Annotated in this window: 14 protein-coding genes; 4 read left to right on the plus strand and 10 right to left on the minus strand. The window is 61.3% G+C overall.

Going from position 1 to position 15,488, the window contains the following annotated elements; genetic code table 11:
* Positions 1–30: 30 nt before the first annotated feature.
* The 3 genes from VCK47_RS02640 to recA all read right to left on the minus strand — a co-directional run bounded on the left by VCK47_RS02640 (position 31) and on the right by recA (position 4,197).
* On the minus strand, positions 31–318 hold the full coding sequence (locus VCK47_RS02640; protein ID WP_322889171.1) for a DUF1330 domain-containing protein: 288 nt from the start codon (positions 316–318) through the stop codon (positions 31–33).
* The gene (gene alaS / locus VCK47_RS02645) at positions 318–2,969 is read right to left on the minus strand and encodes an alanine--tRNA ligase (RefSeq protein ID WP_322889172.1); all 2,652 of its coding nucleotides are present in this window, start codon (positions 2,967–2,969) and stop codon (positions 318–320) included. Before alaS ends, VCK47_RS02640 begins: the two co-directional genes overlap by 1 nt.
* Positions 2,970–3,117: 148 nt before the next feature.
* On the minus strand, positions 3,118–4,197 hold the full coding sequence (gene recA, locus VCK47_RS02650; protein ID WP_322889173.1) for a recombinase RecA: 1,080 nt from the start codon (positions 4,195–4,197) through the stop codon (positions 3,118–3,120).
* A 188-nt stretch (positions 4,198–4,385) separates the two neighbouring features.
* Here recA and VCK47_RS02655 point away from each other — a divergent pair, with 188 nt between their 5' ends.
* Positions 4,386–4,982 carry a gamma-glutamyl kinase gene (locus VCK47_RS02655; RefSeq protein WP_322889174.1) on the plus strand — a complete coding sequence of 199 codons (597 nt, stop codon included), beginning with the start codon at positions 4,386–4,388 and terminating at the stop codon, positions 4,980–4,982.
* Between the two features lie 50 nt (positions 4,983–5,032).
* Here VCK47_RS02655 and VCK47_RS02660 read toward each other — a convergent pair whose 3' ends face one another.
* Both VCK47_RS02660 and VCK47_RS02665 read right to left on the minus strand, forming a co-directional pair.
* Positions 5,033–5,764: an RlmE family RNA methyltransferase gene (locus VCK47_RS02660; RefSeq protein ID WP_322889175.1), complete on the minus strand. Its 732-nt coding sequence runs from the start codon at positions 5,762–5,764 to the stop codon at positions 5,033–5,035.
* A 14-nt stretch (positions 5,765–5,778) separates the two neighbouring features.
* The gene (locus tag VCK47_RS02665) at positions 5,779–6,891 is read right to left on the minus strand and encodes a Ppx/GppA phosphatase family protein (RefSeq protein WP_322889176.1); all 1,113 of its coding nucleotides are present in this window, start codon (positions 6,889–6,891) and stop codon (positions 5,779–5,781) included.
* Between the two features lie 204 nt (positions 6,892–7,095).
* Between VCK47_RS02665 and VCK47_RS02670 the strand changes: the two genes are divergently transcribed.
* The 3 genes from VCK47_RS02670 to VCK47_RS02680 are packed head-to-tail and all read left to right on the plus strand — an operon-like array spanning position 7,096 to position 9,418.
* Positions 7,096–7,392 (plus strand): virulence factor, encoded by a 297-nt coding sequence (locus VCK47_RS02670; RefSeq protein ID WP_322889177.1) that lies wholly within the window; start codon positions 7,096–7,098, stop codon positions 7,390–7,392.
* 28 nt (positions 7,393–7,420) lie between these two features.
* Positions 7,421–8,344: a methylenetetrahydrofolate reductase gene (locus VCK47_RS02675; protein WP_322889178.1), complete on the plus strand. Its 924-nt coding sequence runs from the start codon at positions 7,421–7,423 to the stop codon at positions 8,342–8,344.
* Between the two features lie 9 nt (positions 8,345–8,353).
* On the plus strand, positions 8,354–9,418 hold the full coding sequence (locus tag VCK47_RS02680; protein WP_322889179.1) for a methyltetrahydrofolate cobalamin methyltransferase: 1,065 nt from the start codon (positions 8,354–8,356) through the stop codon (positions 9,416–9,418).
* Between the two features lie 26 nt (positions 9,419–9,444).
* On the opposite strand, the gene VCK47_RS02685 is transcribed toward VCK47_RS02680, so the two are convergent.
* The 5 genes from VCK47_RS02685 to VCK47_RS02705 form a co-directional block, all read right to left on the minus strand.
* Positions 9,445–10,224 (minus strand): HpcH/HpaI aldolase/citrate lyase family protein, encoded by a 780-nt coding sequence (locus tag VCK47_RS02685; protein ID WP_322889180.1) that lies wholly within the window; start codon positions 10,222–10,224, stop codon positions 9,445–9,447.
* 60 nt (positions 10,225–10,284) lie between these two features.
* Positions 10,285–11,376 (minus strand): sn-glycerol-3-phosphate ABC transporter ATP-binding protein UgpC, encoded by a 1,092-nt coding sequence (locus VCK47_RS02690; protein WP_322889181.1) that lies wholly within the window; start codon positions 11,374–11,376, stop codon positions 10,285–10,287.
* 22 nt (positions 11,377–11,398) lie between these two features.
* Entirely contained in the window at positions 11,399–13,015 is a 1,617-nt protein-coding gene (locus VCK47_RS02695; RefSeq protein ID WP_322890012.1) for an alpha-amylase family glycosyl hydrolase, read from the minus strand.
* Positions 13,016–13,103: 88 nt separating this feature from the next.
* Complete coding sequence (locus tag VCK47_RS02700; RefSeq protein WP_322889182.1) at positions 13,104–14,258, minus strand: carbohydrate ABC transporter permease; 1,155 nt, start codon at positions 14,256–14,258, stop codon at positions 13,104–13,106.
* Positions 14,258–15,481 carry a sugar ABC transporter permease gene (locus tag VCK47_RS02705; RefSeq protein WP_322889183.1) on the minus strand — a complete coding sequence of 408 codons (1,224 nt, stop codon included), beginning with the start codon at positions 15,479–15,481 and terminating at the stop codon, positions 14,258–14,260. Before VCK47_RS02705 ends, VCK47_RS02700 begins: the two co-directional genes overlap by 1 nt.
* Positions 15,482–15,488: the final 7 nt, after the last annotated feature.

The raw sequence follows: 15,488 nt of genomic DNA on the forward strand, positions 1-15,488 counted from the left end.
CGGGGCAATCAGCGCCCCGGCTTTTTCATGTCAGGCGATTTCTTCGACGATGCAAAGCTCGCGCTGGCTGGCCCCTTTGGCATAGCTCAGCGCCTCTTGATACGCGGCCGAATGATAGCAGTCATGCGCGGCCTGCAGGCTGGGAAAGCGGGCCACGACGTTGCGGGGCCGGTCTGGCCCTTCCAGCTGTTCATAGGCGCCACCGCGGGCGAGGAAGACCCCGCCATGATCCGCAATGGCCACCGTGGCACGCTTGGCATATTCGCCGTAAGCTGCGTCATCGGTGACTTTGACATGAGCGATCCAGAGTGCGGTCATTACAGGTTCTCCAACAGTGATTTTGCAGCAGCGATAGCAGCATCTGCGTTTTCGGCCGAGGCACCACCGCCTTGCGCCATATCGGGACGGCCACCGCCGCCCTTGCCGCCCAGTTCCGGTGTGACTGCCCGCAAGATATCGACAGCCGAGACGCGCGCGGTCAGGTCCGCCGTGACGCCCACGGCAACAGCCGCCTTGTCGCCGGTGTCGGCGATCAGCAGCACGATGCCGCTGCCCAGATCGGCCTTGATCTGGTCGATGAGCGACGGCAGGTCCTTGCCGGTGACACCTGACAAGACCTGCGCGTGAAACGCGATACCGTTGATCTGCGTGGCCGGTGAAGCCCCCTGCGCGCCGCCGCCCATGGCGAGCTCGCGGCGCAATTGCGCGACCTCGTTGGCGAGCGCGCGGCGTTCGTCCATCAGCGCCTTGACGCGGTCCGCGACCTCCGTTGTTGGAGCTTTCAGCGCGGCGGCGACATCTGCCAGCCGTTGATCCTGCGCGCGCAGGTAATCAAGGGCTGCCTGCCCTGTCAGCGCCTCGATCCGGCGGACACCAGCGCTTGAGGCGGCATCGCCCAAAGCGACAAATACGCCGATTTCCCCCAACTGGCGCACATGCGTGCCACCGCAGAGTTCCAGCGAATAGGTATTGCCCGCCGCCCCCTTTCCGGACCCGTCCTTGCGGCCCATGGACACAACGCGCACCTCGTCGCCGTATTTTTCACCGAACAGCGCCTGCGCGCCAAGCGCGCGGGCATCGTCGGGCGCCATAATACGGGTTTCGACGCGGGTGTTTTGCCGGATCAATGTGTTCACATCGCGTTCGATCTGCGCGAGTTCATCCGCGCTGAGGGCCTTGGTATGGCTGAAATCGAACCGCAACCGGTCGGGCGCGTTCAGCGACCCGCGCTGCGCGATATGATCGCCCAGCCGTTCGCGCAAAGCCTCGTTCAGCAGGTGGGTTGCGGAATGGTTCGCCTGAATGGCCGCGCGACGGCCTGCATCCACGCGCAGGGCCGCGCCCTGCCCCACAGCAATCGTGCCGCTGGTCACAGTGGCGAAATGGATGAAGACACCGGCAACCTTTTTGGTGTCGGTGATCTGCGCCATGCCAGTTTCGGTCTGCAGAATGCCCGCATCGCCGACCTGCCCGCCGGATTCGGCATAGAACGAGGTCTGGTTCAGCACGATCTGCACCGCGCCACCCGCTTGCTGGACCATCGCGCCATCGGCGACCAGTGCCTTGATCTGGCCTTCGACATCAAGGCTGTCATAGCCCAGAAAATCGGTCGGGCCTGCCACATCGGCGACATCGAACCAGATCGCGCTATCCGCAGCCTCGCCCGTGCCCGACCATGCGGCGCGGGCTTTGGCCTTTTGCGCGGCCATGGCGGCGTCGAACCCGTCGGTGTCAACGCTGCGGCCTTTTTCGCGCAAGGCATCCTGCGTCAGGTCCAGCGGAAAGCCGTAGGTGTCATAAAGCTTGAACGCGGCTTCACCCGGCAGGGCGGCATCATCGGGCAAGCCTGCCAGTTCGTCATCCAGCAGTTTCAAACCGCGATCCAGCGTCTGTTTGAACCGGATTTCCTCGTTCATCAGCGTTTCTTCGATCAGGCGCTGGCCTTGGCCGAGTTCCGGATAGGCCGCACCCATCTGCTGCACCAAGGCAGGCACCAGACGGTGCATCACAGGGTCCTTGGCCCCCAGAAGATGCGCATGGCGCATGGCGCGGCGCATGATCCGGCGCAGCACATAGCCGCGCCCTTCGTTCGATGGCAGCACACCTTCGGCGATCAGGAACGAGGTGGACCGCAGATGGTCCGCGATCACGCGGTGATGTGTGTTGCCGGGGCCGTCGGGGTCGCTCGATGTTGCATGGGCCGACGCCTCGATCAGCGCGCGCATCACGTCCGTGTCGTAGTTGTCATGCTTGCCCTGCAACAGCGCGCCGATCCGTTCCAGGCCCATGCCGGTGTCAATCGACTGCATGTCGAGCGGGCGCATCGACCCGTCCTCGAACTGCTCGTTCTGCATGAAAACGACGTTCCAGATCTCGATGAACCGGTCGCCATCTTCCTCGGCCGATCCGGGAGGGCCGCCCCAGATATGATCGCCGTGGTCATAGAAAATCTCGGTGCACGGGCCGCAGGGGCCCGTCGGCCCCATGCGCCAGAAATTGTCGTCAGTCGGGATGCGGATGATCCGGTCCTCGGGCACGCCGATCTTTTTCCACAGCTCAAACGCCTCGTCATCGGTGTGATAAACGGTGGTCAGCAGGCGCGATTTGTCGATACCGAAGTCGCGGGTCAGCAATTCCCATGCAAAAGGGATCGCATCGGATTTGAAGTAATCGCCAAAGCTGAAATTGCCCAGCATCTCGAAAAAGGTGTGGTGGCGCGCAGTATAGCCCACATTATCCAGATCGTTGTGCTTGCCGCCAGCGCGCACGCATTTCTGGCTGGAGGTCGCGCGCTGGTAGTCGCGCGTTTCAACGCCTGTGAACAGGTTCTTGAACTGCACCATGCCGGAATTGGTAAACATCAGCGTGGGGTCGTTGCGCGGCACAAGCGGGCTTGACGGGACGATCCGATGCCCCTGTTTTTCAAAATAATTCAGAAAGGTCGAACGGATATCAGCAAGGCTGGTCATGGCGCGCTTTCACGGAAAATGTCTGGTCAGCGGCAGAAATAGCGGTGCCGCAGGCCAGTGTCCACCGATAGACCGCATGAGGGCGTCATGGTCGCGCGTGTTTTTCGCAAAGGCGGGCGCGCAGCGGAAACCGCGCGCCCCCAAATCCTTACATCTCGACGATATCGTCGTCGGCGGGGCCGTCGCTGTCGCTCATCGCGAAGTCGAGACCGTGGGCCGCGCGGATCTTGTCCTCAATCTCGTTGGCGATCTTGGGGTTTTCCTTAAGGAACAGTTTGGAGTTTTCACGCCCCTGCCCGATCCGTTCATCGCCATAGCTGAACCAAGCACCCGACTTTTCGACCACGCCAGCCTTGACGCCCAGATCCAGCAATTCGCCGGTCTTGGAAATGCCTTCGCCATACATGATGTCGAATTCAACCTGTTTGAACGGCGGCGCGACCTTGTTCTTGACCACTTTGACGCGCGTGGCATTACCCACCACCTCGTCACGGTCCTTGATCGCACCGATACGGCGGATATCGAGCCGGACAGAAGCGTAGAATTTCAGCGCATTGCCACCTGTCGTCGTCTCGGGGCTGCCGAACATCACGCCGATCTTCATGCGGATCTGGTTGATGAAAATCACCATACAGCCGGAACGGTTGATCGACCCCGTCAGCTTGCGCATGGCCTGGCTCATCAGGCGAGCATGCACGCCGACCGAACTGTCACCCATATCGCCTTCAAGCTCGGATTTGGGTGTCAGTGCTGCGACAGAATCAACCACCACCAGCGACACGGCGCCTGACCGCACGAGCGTATCGACGATTTCCAGCGCCTGCTCGCCCGTGTCAGGCTGCGAGATCAGCAATTCATCTAGGTTCACGCCAAGTTTCTTGGCATATTGCGGGTCCAGCGCATGTTCGGCGTCCACAAAAGCGCAAATCCCGCCCTTTTTCTGCTCTTCCGCGATGGAATGCAGCGTCAGCGTCGTCTTGCCCGAGGATTCAGGGCCGTAGATTTCAATCACACGGCCTTTGGGCAGACCGCCGATCCCCAGCGCGATATCCAGCCCCAGCGATCCGGTCGAGGTCGCCTCGATCTCGGGCATCTGGTTTTGACCGCCCAGTTTCATGATCGAGCCTTTGCCGAACTGGCGTTCGATCTGGGCCAAGGCACTTTCCAGCGCCTTTTCCTTGTCTGCGGTTTTCTTGTCCATCATTTTCAAAAGATCTGCCGTTGCCATCTACCCTGTCCTTATTCCACGCACCCCGCCGGGGGGCAATCACTGCTTTGTTCGCCCTATGTTCCGTATTACATGGGATCAAAACGTGAACATTGCAACTTAAATTTCCTGTCCCACTATCCTTTGCAATTGGTTAAGGAAGGATTGAGGCGCCAAAGATCGCACAATCGTACAAGGAATAGGTGTAAATGCTTGTTTTCTGGAAAGAAAACCTTGTTCTGCTGGCGGTACCGAAAACCGGCTCGACCGCGCTCGAGGGTGCACTCGCCCCGCATGCCGCGATGGTGCTGCGCGATCCGCCACAGCTCAAACATGCGCCCTGCTATCGCTACAAACGATTCCTGCGGCCGTTTTTCGTGCAGGCGGGCGGGCAGACCCCCGAATTGATGGCGATCGTGCGCCATCCGGTGTCGTGGCTTGGCAGCTGGTACCGGTACCGCACGCGCGACGATCTGGCGGGCCATGAAAACAGCACGCGCGGGATCAGTTTCGACGATTTCGTGGTGGAATACTGCAAGCCTGATCCCGCGCCATTTGCCGCAGTCGGGTCGCAGAACAAATTCCTGCGCATCAATGACGGCGAGATCGGCGTGCAACATCTCTTCCGTTATGAAGCCTGGGACAAGGTGACAGCCTTCCTCGAACACCGGCTCGCACTGACCCTTGCGCTGAAACAAAAGAACGTCTCGCCACAAATGCAGCTGACGCTGTCGGACGACGTGCTGGCGCATCTGCAAGAAAAGCGCACGGCAGAATTCGGCATCTGGGAAGCAGGACAGGCCTGACCGCACGCGGCCCCTACTTCTTTTTTCCAAAAATACTCAAAAAACCGGCGTCAGCCGGCGCTTTCACGGCCTTTGAACCCGGTCGCCACGACGAATTTCTCCGAGCTGTCCGACCGCGACGCAGGCGGTTTGACATTGGCGACCTTCTCGAACCGCGCCTTGAGCAGTTTTTGCAGATCACCCTCTGCGCCACCGGCCAGCACCTTGGCGACAAAGGTGCCGCCTTCGTTCAGCACGTCGAACGCGAAATGCGCCGCCGCTTCACACAGCGCGATGATGCGGTTGTGATCGGTCTGCTTATGCCCCGACGCAGAGGCCGCCATATCCGACATCACCACATCCGCATTGCCGCCCAGCCACTCGCGTACCTGTTGATCGGCATCATCGGCCATGAAATCCAGCTGGTAAATCTCGGCCCCGGGGATCGGGTCCACCTCCTGCAGGTCGATGCCCAGCACATAGCCCTGCGCCTTGGAGGTCCGCTCGCCAAGGGCATTGGCGCGCTTTACGGCCACCTGCAGCCAGCCACCGGGCGCACAGCCCAGATCGACGATCCGCGCCCCCGGCACCAGAAAGCGGTATTTGTCGTCAAGTTCGAGGATCTTGTACGCCGCCCTGCCCCGATACCCGTCCGCCTTTGCGCGTTTGACGTAAGGGTCGTTCAACTGCCGCTGCAGCCACTGGGTCGAGGACAGCTTGCGCCCGCGCGCCGTCTTGACCTTGACATGCAGGTCACGCTGTCCGCGTCCGGAGGTGTTCTTGGTGGTGGGTTTTTTGGCCATGACGCGCTTTACCCTTAAAACGGGGCGTCTTCCAAGACCCCATCGGCGGACATCTGGGCATAAAGCAACCCTTCACGCAAGCCACGGTCCGCCACCGACAGCCGGTCGGTCGGCCAAAGCCGCATCAATGTCTGCAAAATCGCGGCCCCTGACATGATCAGCGCCTGCCGGTCGCGCCCGATCCGCGGGTCGGCGCGGCGCCCGTCAGGCCCCAGCGTCAGGTAATCGCGGATCACGGCGTCGATCTGGTCGGATGTCATGCGCAGCCCATCCACCTTGGTCCGGTCATAGCGTTTCAGCCCCAGATAGCTGGCCGCAACGGTCGTGACCGTGCCGCTCGTCCCGATGATCTGGAACCCTTCGCGCGCTTGGGCGGCGGCCGATGGCGCAAAAGCCTCGAGGTTCTCCTCGAAAAACCAGCTCATCAGCGCGAACCGCGCGGCATCGTCCTCCACATCGCCGAACTGGTCGCGCAAGGTCGCCACGCCAAGCGGCACCGAAATCCAGTCCACCACCTTGGCGGCGGCAAAGGGACCGGGGTCGGATTTGAACCCCGCATGCAACCGCATGATCGCGCGGGGGCGTTCGCGTTTGGGCACATTGCTGAGGTCAATCCAGACAAGCTCAGTCGACCCGCCGCCGATGTCCACGACCAGCAGTTGTTCAGTGTTCACGCTGACCAATGGCGCGCAGGAGATCACGGCCAGACGCGCTTCTTCCTCGGGGCGGATGATCTCGAGGTTCAGGCCGGTCTCCCGCCGCACCTGGGCCACGAAATGTTGGCCGTTCAAGGCACGCCGGCAGGCCTCGGTCGCGACAAGCCGCATCCGAGTAACACCGTGGCGATGCAGTTTCTCGCGGCAGATGCGCATGGCCGAAATCGTGCGGTTCATCGAAGCACGCGACAAACGTCCTGTGCTTTCAAGGCCTTGGCCAAGCTGGACAGATTTTGAAAAACTGTCCACGACATGGAACTGGCTGCCCTTCGGCTGGGCAATCAGCATCCGGCAAGAATTTGTGCCAAGGTCCAGCGCCGCATAAAGCGTGGCCGGATCGGCTTGTTGTGGCGCGGGGCTATCGACCGCTTTCGGGAACGCGCCCGCACCTTTGGGACGCTTGGGCGTCATATTGTGCGCCCTCCATTTCGAGTTAACCCAAACGTATGCTGCCCATGGTCACAAGACAAGCCCAACTGCCCGCGCAGCGCGGCTTGTGCGAAAATATCGCAGGACGCCGTCGCCCGTCGCGGACCGCGTGCGTGATGTCGAAATCCGACCCCGCATGTCGCCGCGCGATGCTAGAAACGCTACAGAGGCTCTTGGGGGAATCACATGGCTGACGTCACCATCGTTTACTGGCGCGACATTCCCGCGCAGGTCATTGTCGGGCGCGGACGCCGCGGCACCAAGCTGCCCCTGCCCGAACGGTTCGAACAGGCCATCGACCGCGCGGCGATGAAATCGGGGGCCGCGCAATCGGACGAATATATGTCCGGCTTCCGCAAGGCCGAACCTTTTGTGGCTGACGGCACCGATGCCGAAGCCGCCGAAGCCGCCGTTGCAAGGATCGTCGCTGATTACGATCAGGACCGGATCAAAGCGTTGATTGCAAATGACGGCTGGGCCTGATCCCGCCCGCCGCCTGAAGGAGACCCTGATGTCGCTTTTGCCATTTTTCAAATCCAAGGAACCAGAGGCACCGAAGGGCAATGCCGCCATCGCGGATTTCCTGCGCGACTATTCGATCGAGGTGATGCCCCGCACCGCTGAGAAGGTCGAGAATTTTCGCGATCTGCTGCCCGAAGGCACGCGCGTCTATATCGCCCATATCGACGGCACGCCGATTGATGACATGGTCGCCACCGCCCGCAGACTGGCCAGTGACGGCTACAAGGTCATGCCACATTTCCCTGCGCGGATCATCAAGGACCGCGCCACGCTCGCCGACTGGATCGCGCGATATCAGGGCGAGGCGGGCGTCGATCAGGCGCTGTTGCTGGCGGGCGGCGTGGCACAGCCTGCGGGCGAATTTCATTCATCCATGCAATTGATGGAAAGCGGATTGTTTCGCGATTTCAAGCGTCTGCATGTTGCAGGTCACCCCGAGGGCAACCGCGATATCGACCCCGACGGCAGCGACCGCAACGTGATGGACGCCCTGCGCTGGAAACAGCGCTTCAATGAGACCACCGATGCGCAGATGGCGCTGGCCACGCAATTCGCCTTCGAGGCGGGGCCGATCATCGCATGGGCCGATGCCTTGCGCGATGCGGGCATCACCATCCCGATCCATATCGGTATCGCGGGGCCTGCGAAATTGCAGACGCTCATTAAATTCGCCATCGCCTGCGGGGTCGGCCCGTCGCTGCGGGTCTTGCAAAAGCGGGCGATGGATGTGACCAAGCTTCTGCTGCCCTACGAGCCGACGGAGGTGGTCGCAGCCCTTGCCGCGCACAAGGCCGCCAACCCCGATTTCAACATCACCCATGTGCATTTCTTCCCGCTGGGCGGGATCAAGACCAACGCACAATGGGCCATCGACAACGGCGGGGCCTCTGCCCTGCCCGCCTCGCAACGCTAAGGACCTTTCATGACCCGCACTATCGTCGAATCCAAGACCAAGACCGCCATCATCGGCTTTGACCAGCCGTTCTGCGTGATTGGCGAACGGATCAACCCCACGGGGCGTAAAATCCTCGCCGAGGAGTTGGAACGCGGCGATTTTTCGCGGGTCGAGGCTGATGCCATCGCGCAGGTCGCCGCCGGTGCGACGGTGCTGGACATCAATTCGGGCGCTGTCTTTTCCAACAAGATGGCCGAGGACCCACGCTACGCCGACAACAATTTCGTCGAACCGCCCTTGATGACAGAACTGATCCGCCGCGTGCAGGCGGTCGTCGATGTGCCGCTGTGCATTGATTCCTCTGTGCCGGGGGCCTTGGAAAACGGGCTGGCCGCCGCCGAAGGGCGCCCCCTGCTGAACTCCGTCACCGGCGAGGAAGAGCGGATGGAACTCGTCCTGCCGCTGGTCAAGAAATACAACGTGCCGGTGGTGGCGATTTCCAATGACGACAGCGGGATTTCCGAAGACCCCGATGTGCGGTTCGCTGTCGCCAAAAAGATCGTCGAACGCGCCGCCGATTACGGCATTCCCGCGCATGATATCGTGGTCGATCCTCTGGTCATGCCGATTGGCGCGATGGGGACCGCCGGTTTGCAGGTGTTCACGCTTGTGCGCCGCTTGCGCGAGGAACTGGGCGTCAACACGACCTGCGGTGCCTCCAACATCAGTTTCGGCCTGCCCAACCGGCACGGGATCAACAATGCCTTCCTGCCGATGGCGATGACCGCCGGCATGACATCGGCGATCATGAACCCTGTCGCACTCCCCATCGGGCCCTTGAAGATCGCCGAAAAACGCGCCGAGGTGCTGGCGGCGGGGATCATCCTGCCCGAGGATCTGGATGATGAAACCTTCGTCACCCTGTTTGGCATGGGGTCCACCCTGCCGCGCGCGGGCAAGGAGATGGAGGCAATCCGTGCCGCGAATTTCCTGATGGATCAGGACCCATCGGGCGCGGAATGGATCAGGTTCAACCGCGCGCCGGTGAAAGAAGGCGAAGGCCGGGCGCGGACCGGGCGGCGGCGCAAATAACTTTTAAGCCTCCGGCGGGGATGTTTTTACTCTAACGATGAGGGTTTGAGCCTTCCTGCCAGACCGCGCAGGGCAGTGTTCAACAGCGTGACATCGCTGCTGACGCCCATGAAGGTCACGCCTTTGGCCAGTTGCGCCGCCACGCGGGTTTCATCGAAGGTGATGATGCCCGCGATCTTGCCCGCGGCCAGCGTGCGCGCGATGATATGGTCGATGGCCGCGACGACCTCCGCGTGGTCAGGCTGGCCGGGATAGCCCATGTCGGCGGACAGATCGGCGGGGCCGACAAAGACACCGTCCACCCCGTCCGTGTTTGCGATGGCGTCGACGTTGTCGCGTGCAGCGCGGCTTTCGGCCTGCACCAGCAGGCAGACCTGCGCATTGGCAGTCTTTGCGTAATCCTTGATGCTGCCATAGCCCGAGGCGCGGGCAGATGACGCGCCCATGCCGCGGATGCCGTCAGGCGGATAGCGCATGGCGCGCGCCATCAGCGCGGCGGTTGCCGCATCATCTACCATCGGGACCAGCACGGTCTGGCAGCCCTGGTCGAGCACCTGCTTGACCATCCAGACCTCGGCGCTGGCGATGCGCACGACCGGACTCGTGTCCGTGGCGGCCAGTGCCTGCAACTGCGGGATCAGGCCGGTCGACGCATTCGGCCCGTGTTCGGCGTCGATCAGGCACCAGTCAAAACCGGCCAGCCCCGCCATTTCCGCAAGCTGCGCCGATCCGGTCGAGAGCCATATGCCATATTGCACCTGTCCCGCGACAAGGGCTGTTTTCAGACGGTTTTCAGGGGTTTGCATCGCAGGCTCCGGCCAGTTTCCGCGCCGATGCGATCACATCGGCGCGACACTGGCAAGCCGTCAGCGATAGTAAAGCGACTGGCCGTTCAGAAACACCTGTACCTTGTCGGGGCTGGCGGCCATGCGCACCGATTTTCCGCGCAGATCGGCGTGGATGCCGGGCAGTTTGCCGATCACGGCGGCATTATCGCCGACCTTATCGAAGTAGAGAAGTGTCACCTCGCCCAGGGCTTCGGTGATGTTGACCTTGCCTTCAAAGGCATAATCCTCGCCCGCGGTTTCGATCATATCCTCGGGGCGGATGCCGACGTTGACCTGCAAACCCATGTCGCTGTCACGTGTGGGTGCGGCGGAAGTGACCGTACCACCGCCGTGCAGCTTGATCTTGGTGACGGCCCCCGTGCCCACAATCTCGCCTGCAAGCAGGTTCATGGCAGGACTGCCGATGAACTGGGCCACAAATTCGTTCTCTGGCCGTTCATAAAGCTCCAACGGCGTGCCGACCTGCGCGATCCCCTTGTTGGCGAGCACAACGATACGGGTCGCGAGCGTCATCGCCTCGACCTGATCATGGGTGACGTAGATCATCGTGCTGTCGGGCATCGATTCCTTGAGCTGGGCGATCTCGATCCGCGTGGCCACCCGCAAGGCGGCGTCGAGGTTCGACAGAGGTTCGTCGAAAAGATAGACCTTGGGATCGCGCACGATAGACCGCCCAATGGCAACGCGCTGGCGCTGCCCGCCGGACAGGGCCTTGGGCAGACGATCAAGATATTCGTCCAGTTGCAGGATCTTGGCTGCGCGGTTCACGGCGGCGTCGATCTCGGCTTTGGATTTCTTGGCGAGTTTCAGGGCAAAGGACATGTTTTCGCGCACCGTCATATGCGGATAAAGCGCATAGGACTGGAACACCATCGCGATGCCACGCTGTGCGGGGGGCACGTCGTTGACGACCTGCCCGTCGATCTGCAATTCGCCGCCCGTGATCTTTTCCAGACCCGCGATCATGCGCAGCAGTGTCGATTTCCCGCACCCTGACGGCCCCACAAAGACGATCAACTCGCCTTTCTTGATATCGAGGTTGATGTTCTTGAGAACATCAACAGTCCCGCCATAGGTCTTGGCGACCTCCGTCAGTTTCAGTTCAGCCATGTCTCACTCCCCTTAACTTGCCTTATCTTTTGAGCGCGAAGCACACCTGCCACGGACCAAAATGCAATTTGCCGTCTGCCGAGATATGCGCGCTGCCCAGTTCGGCCCCGATCGGAGTCCAGTCGCCCGCGGGCGGCGTGAAATCGGACGGCGTGTCGCTGACGTTGAACGCGCAGAAAATCGTCTGGTCACCCGATGTGCGGGTAAAGTAGATCACGTCACCCTGCGCCTGCAACTTGTCATGCGACCCCACGCTAAGAGCGGGGTGGCTGTGCCGGAACGCGATGGCGCGGCGGTAATGGTGCAACAGCGCGCCGGGTTCATCCTCTTGTGCGGCGACCGACAGGCCCAGATGTTCGGACGGGACAGGCAACCACGGGCGCCCGACACTGAACCCGCCGTTATGGTTGTCGCGGTCCCAGACCATCGGTGTGCGGCACCCGTCACGGCCTTTGAACTCGGGCCAGAATTCGATGCCGTAAGGATCTTGCAGGTCCTCGAAGGCGACATCGGCCTCGTGCAGGCCCAGTTCCTCGCCCTGATAGATGCAGGCCGATCCGCGCAGCGACATCAGCAAGCTGACGAACATCCGCTGGCCACCGGGTGGCAGGTCCCAACGCGTGGCATGGCGCACGACGTCGTGGTTGGAAAAGGCCCAACAGGCCCAGCCGTCGCCAGCGACCTCGTCAACCTGACGCATGACATCGACGATGCGCGCGGCGGTCGGTTTGTCCTTGGCCAGAAATTCGAAGGCATAGCACATCTGCATCAGATCGGTGCCGGCGGTATACTGGCCCATAATCTCGAGCCCGCGCTGGGCATCGCCCACCTCGCCCACGGCGGCGGCGCCGTAAGGTTCCATCAAGGCCCGCAGACGCGCCAGAAACTTGACGTTGTCGGGGTGGTTCTTGTCGTAAAGGTGTTCCTGATGGTTATAGGGGTTCACCGAAGGCGCGATATTGGCGTTGCGCTTTTCCTTGGGCAGGGGCGGATTGTCGCGCAATTCCGCGTCATGCATGTAGAAGTTGATCGTATCCAGCCGGAAGCCATCACATCCGCGGTTCAGCCAGAATAGCGCCACATCCAGCAGCGCGTCCTGCACCGCCATGTTGTGAAAGTTCAGGTCGGGCTGTGACACCAGAAAGTTGTGCAGGTAGTACTGTTCGCGCCGCGCATCCCACTGCCACGCCGATCCGCCGAAGATCGACAGCCAGTTGTTGGGCGCGGTGCCATCGGGTTTGGGATCGGCCCAGACATACCAGTCGGATTTGTCATTCGTACGGTTGGCGCGGCTTTCGGCGAACCACGGATGCTGGTCGCTGGTGTGCGACAGCACAAGGTCGATCATCACACGGATGCCAAGGCGGTGCGCGGTTTCCACCACGGCGTCAAAATCGGCAAGGCTGCCGAACATCGGATCAACGTCGCAGTAATCGCTGACGTCATAGCCGAAATCCTTCATCGGCGAGGTGAAGAAAGGCGAAATCCAGATCGCGTCCACGCCCAGAGAGGCGATGTAAGGCAGGCGCTGCACGATCCCCAGAAGGTCGCCGATGCCGTCGCCGTTGCTGTCCTGATAACTGCGCGGATAGATCTGATAGATCACCGCACCGCGCCACCAATCCTTGTTCACCGCCATTTCGGTGTTTGTGGCCAATGCCGTCATAGTGTCTTGTCCTGTTTAGAGACGGCCCGGTAACGCCGGACCGCCATACCTCGATTGATTGTTACTTCACCGATCCGGCGAGCAGTCCGCGCACCAGATAGCGTTGCATTGCGAAAAAGACTGCCAGCGGCACAGCTATCGACACGAAAGCCGCCGTGGCAAGGATTTCCCAGTTGCCGCCCCGTGTGCCGAGCAATTCGACGATCTGGTTGGTCATCACGGTGGTTTCCCCCGTCGCGTCGATCAGGAACACTTTGGCGACCAGCAGATCGTTCCATGTCCACAGGAACTGGAAGATCGCGAAACTGGCCAGTGCGGGAAACGACAGCGGCAGGATGATCTTGGTGAAGATCTGGAAATCGGTCGCGCCATCGACTTTTGCATTCTCGATAATGTCGCGCGGCAGACCGACCATGTAGTTGCGTAAGAGATATATAGCGAGCGGCAGCCCGAACCCCGTATGCGCAAGCCATGTGCCCAGATACCCCTTGCCGATCCCGATTTCGAGATGCAGGCGCAACAGCGGGATCAGCGCCAGTTGCAGCGGCACGACGAGCAGGCCGACGACCGCCGCAATCAGCAATGCGCGGCCCGGAAAATCCATCCACGCCAGCGCATAGGCGGCGAAGGCTGCGATGACGATGGGGATGATCGTCGCGGGGATCGTCACGGTCAGCGTGTTGAAGAACGCCCGCGTCATCCCGTCGGTGCGATCACCGCTGAACAGAACGCGGTTGTAGTTCTGCAAGGTGAATTCGGGCGGTGTCGTGGCGGTGGCAAAAATACGCTGGCCGCGGCCCGATAGCTCCTCTGGGCTGGTCCAGACATAGGCGCCATCGGCCTGCACGGTCAGGGTCTCTCCGTCCGAGAGTTCCGCCGTGTCGCCGGGTGCGAATTCGCTGATCCGCAGCGACGATGTGCCCCAAGCGCTGATTTCCGCCTCGGAGCCGTCACCGAAAAGCTGGCCTTGCACGGTATAGACCCCGTTTACGAGCATCTGCGCGCCGTCATCGCCGGGGTTGGCCGTGCGCAGCGTCAGGTTCTGTTCGCTGGCCGTCAGTGCCCCCCACCAGCCGGACCCTGAAATCTGGTCCGCCGTGCGGAACGACGACACCAGCAGCCCCACGGTCGGGAACAGCCACAGCGCCACAAGTGCGACGACAGAAATCTGCACGATCCAGTTCAGCGCGGATGTGCGTCCTGCAATGTTATCCATCAGCGCATCTCCTTGCGGGCGTTATAGACGTTCCAGACAAGGATCGGGCTGACCAGCAGCATGATCACCATGGCAGAGGCCGACCCCACACCCCAGTCAGAGGCGCGGAACAGTTTGTCGAACATGTAATTGGCCAGCACCTGCGTTTCCCATTGCCCGTTGGTCATGGCAAACACGATGTCAAAGACCTTGAGCACGACCAGCGTGATCGTAGTCCAGACCACAACAATTGTACCCGCGATCTGCGGCATCTTGATCTTGAAGAACACCTGAAACGGGTTCGCACCGTCAACGATGGCCGCCTCGATCGTTTCTTCGGGGATGCCGCGCAGGGCGGCGGACAGGATCACCATGGCGAACCCCGTCTGGATCCAGATCAGCACGACCATCAGCAAAAACGAATTCCACCCCGGAATGGTCAGCCAAGTCTGCGGCACGCCGTAAGGATGGACATTGGTGAAGGCGCCGTAAGCAAGCCCAAGCGCCGAATAGGCCACATAGGCCAGCACCGCGATGAACACGGCGCGCAGCGCGGCATTGGCGCTGGCCCCTTTTTCGCGGATCGCCTGCACATTGGTATAGGCCAGAAACAGCGCCAGCGCCGCCGCCGAGATCATCAGCGCACCGGGCAACAGCCGTAGGATCAGGAACGACCCGATCCCGCCGTCGAATTGCAGCCACAGCGCGTTGAGCGCGCCGATCTGGTTTTGATCCACGGGCCGCGTGTCATAGATCAGCTTGAAGATCACCGAGGCACCCACAAAGGAAATCGCCATCGGCATGAAGATCAGCGATTTGGCGATAGCGCCCCATTTGATACGGTCGGTCAGCTGGGCTGCCAGCAGACCAAAGGCGGTCGATGCGGCGGGCACGATGATCAGCCAGAGCATGTTATTGCGCAGGGCTTCCCAGAATTTGGGTTCGGCCATCATGCGCTGGTAATTGGCAAGGCCGACGAAAGCGCCGCCCTGATTGCGGTCGGTCAGCGAATACCACAGGGTCGCGACGACCGGATAGGCCAGATACAGGCCAAGCGCAAAAATTGCGGGAAACAGGAACAACCACGGCCGGATCAGGTTGGCACGGTTGATATTGCGGCCTGCGTTGGCTCCCTTCGCGGGCAGCAGCACCTTGTCCAGAAACTGGTTGGAAAAGTAAAAATAAGCGACGCAGCCACCGACACCGATGATGATCGTCACAAGACCCTGTAATGCAGGATTCATGGTCCCC

Source organism: Yoonia sp. 72 (genome assembly GCF_034652275.1).
Classification (GTDB): domain Bacteria; phylum Pseudomonadota; class Alphaproteobacteria; order Rhodobacterales; family Rhodobacteraceae; genus Yoonia.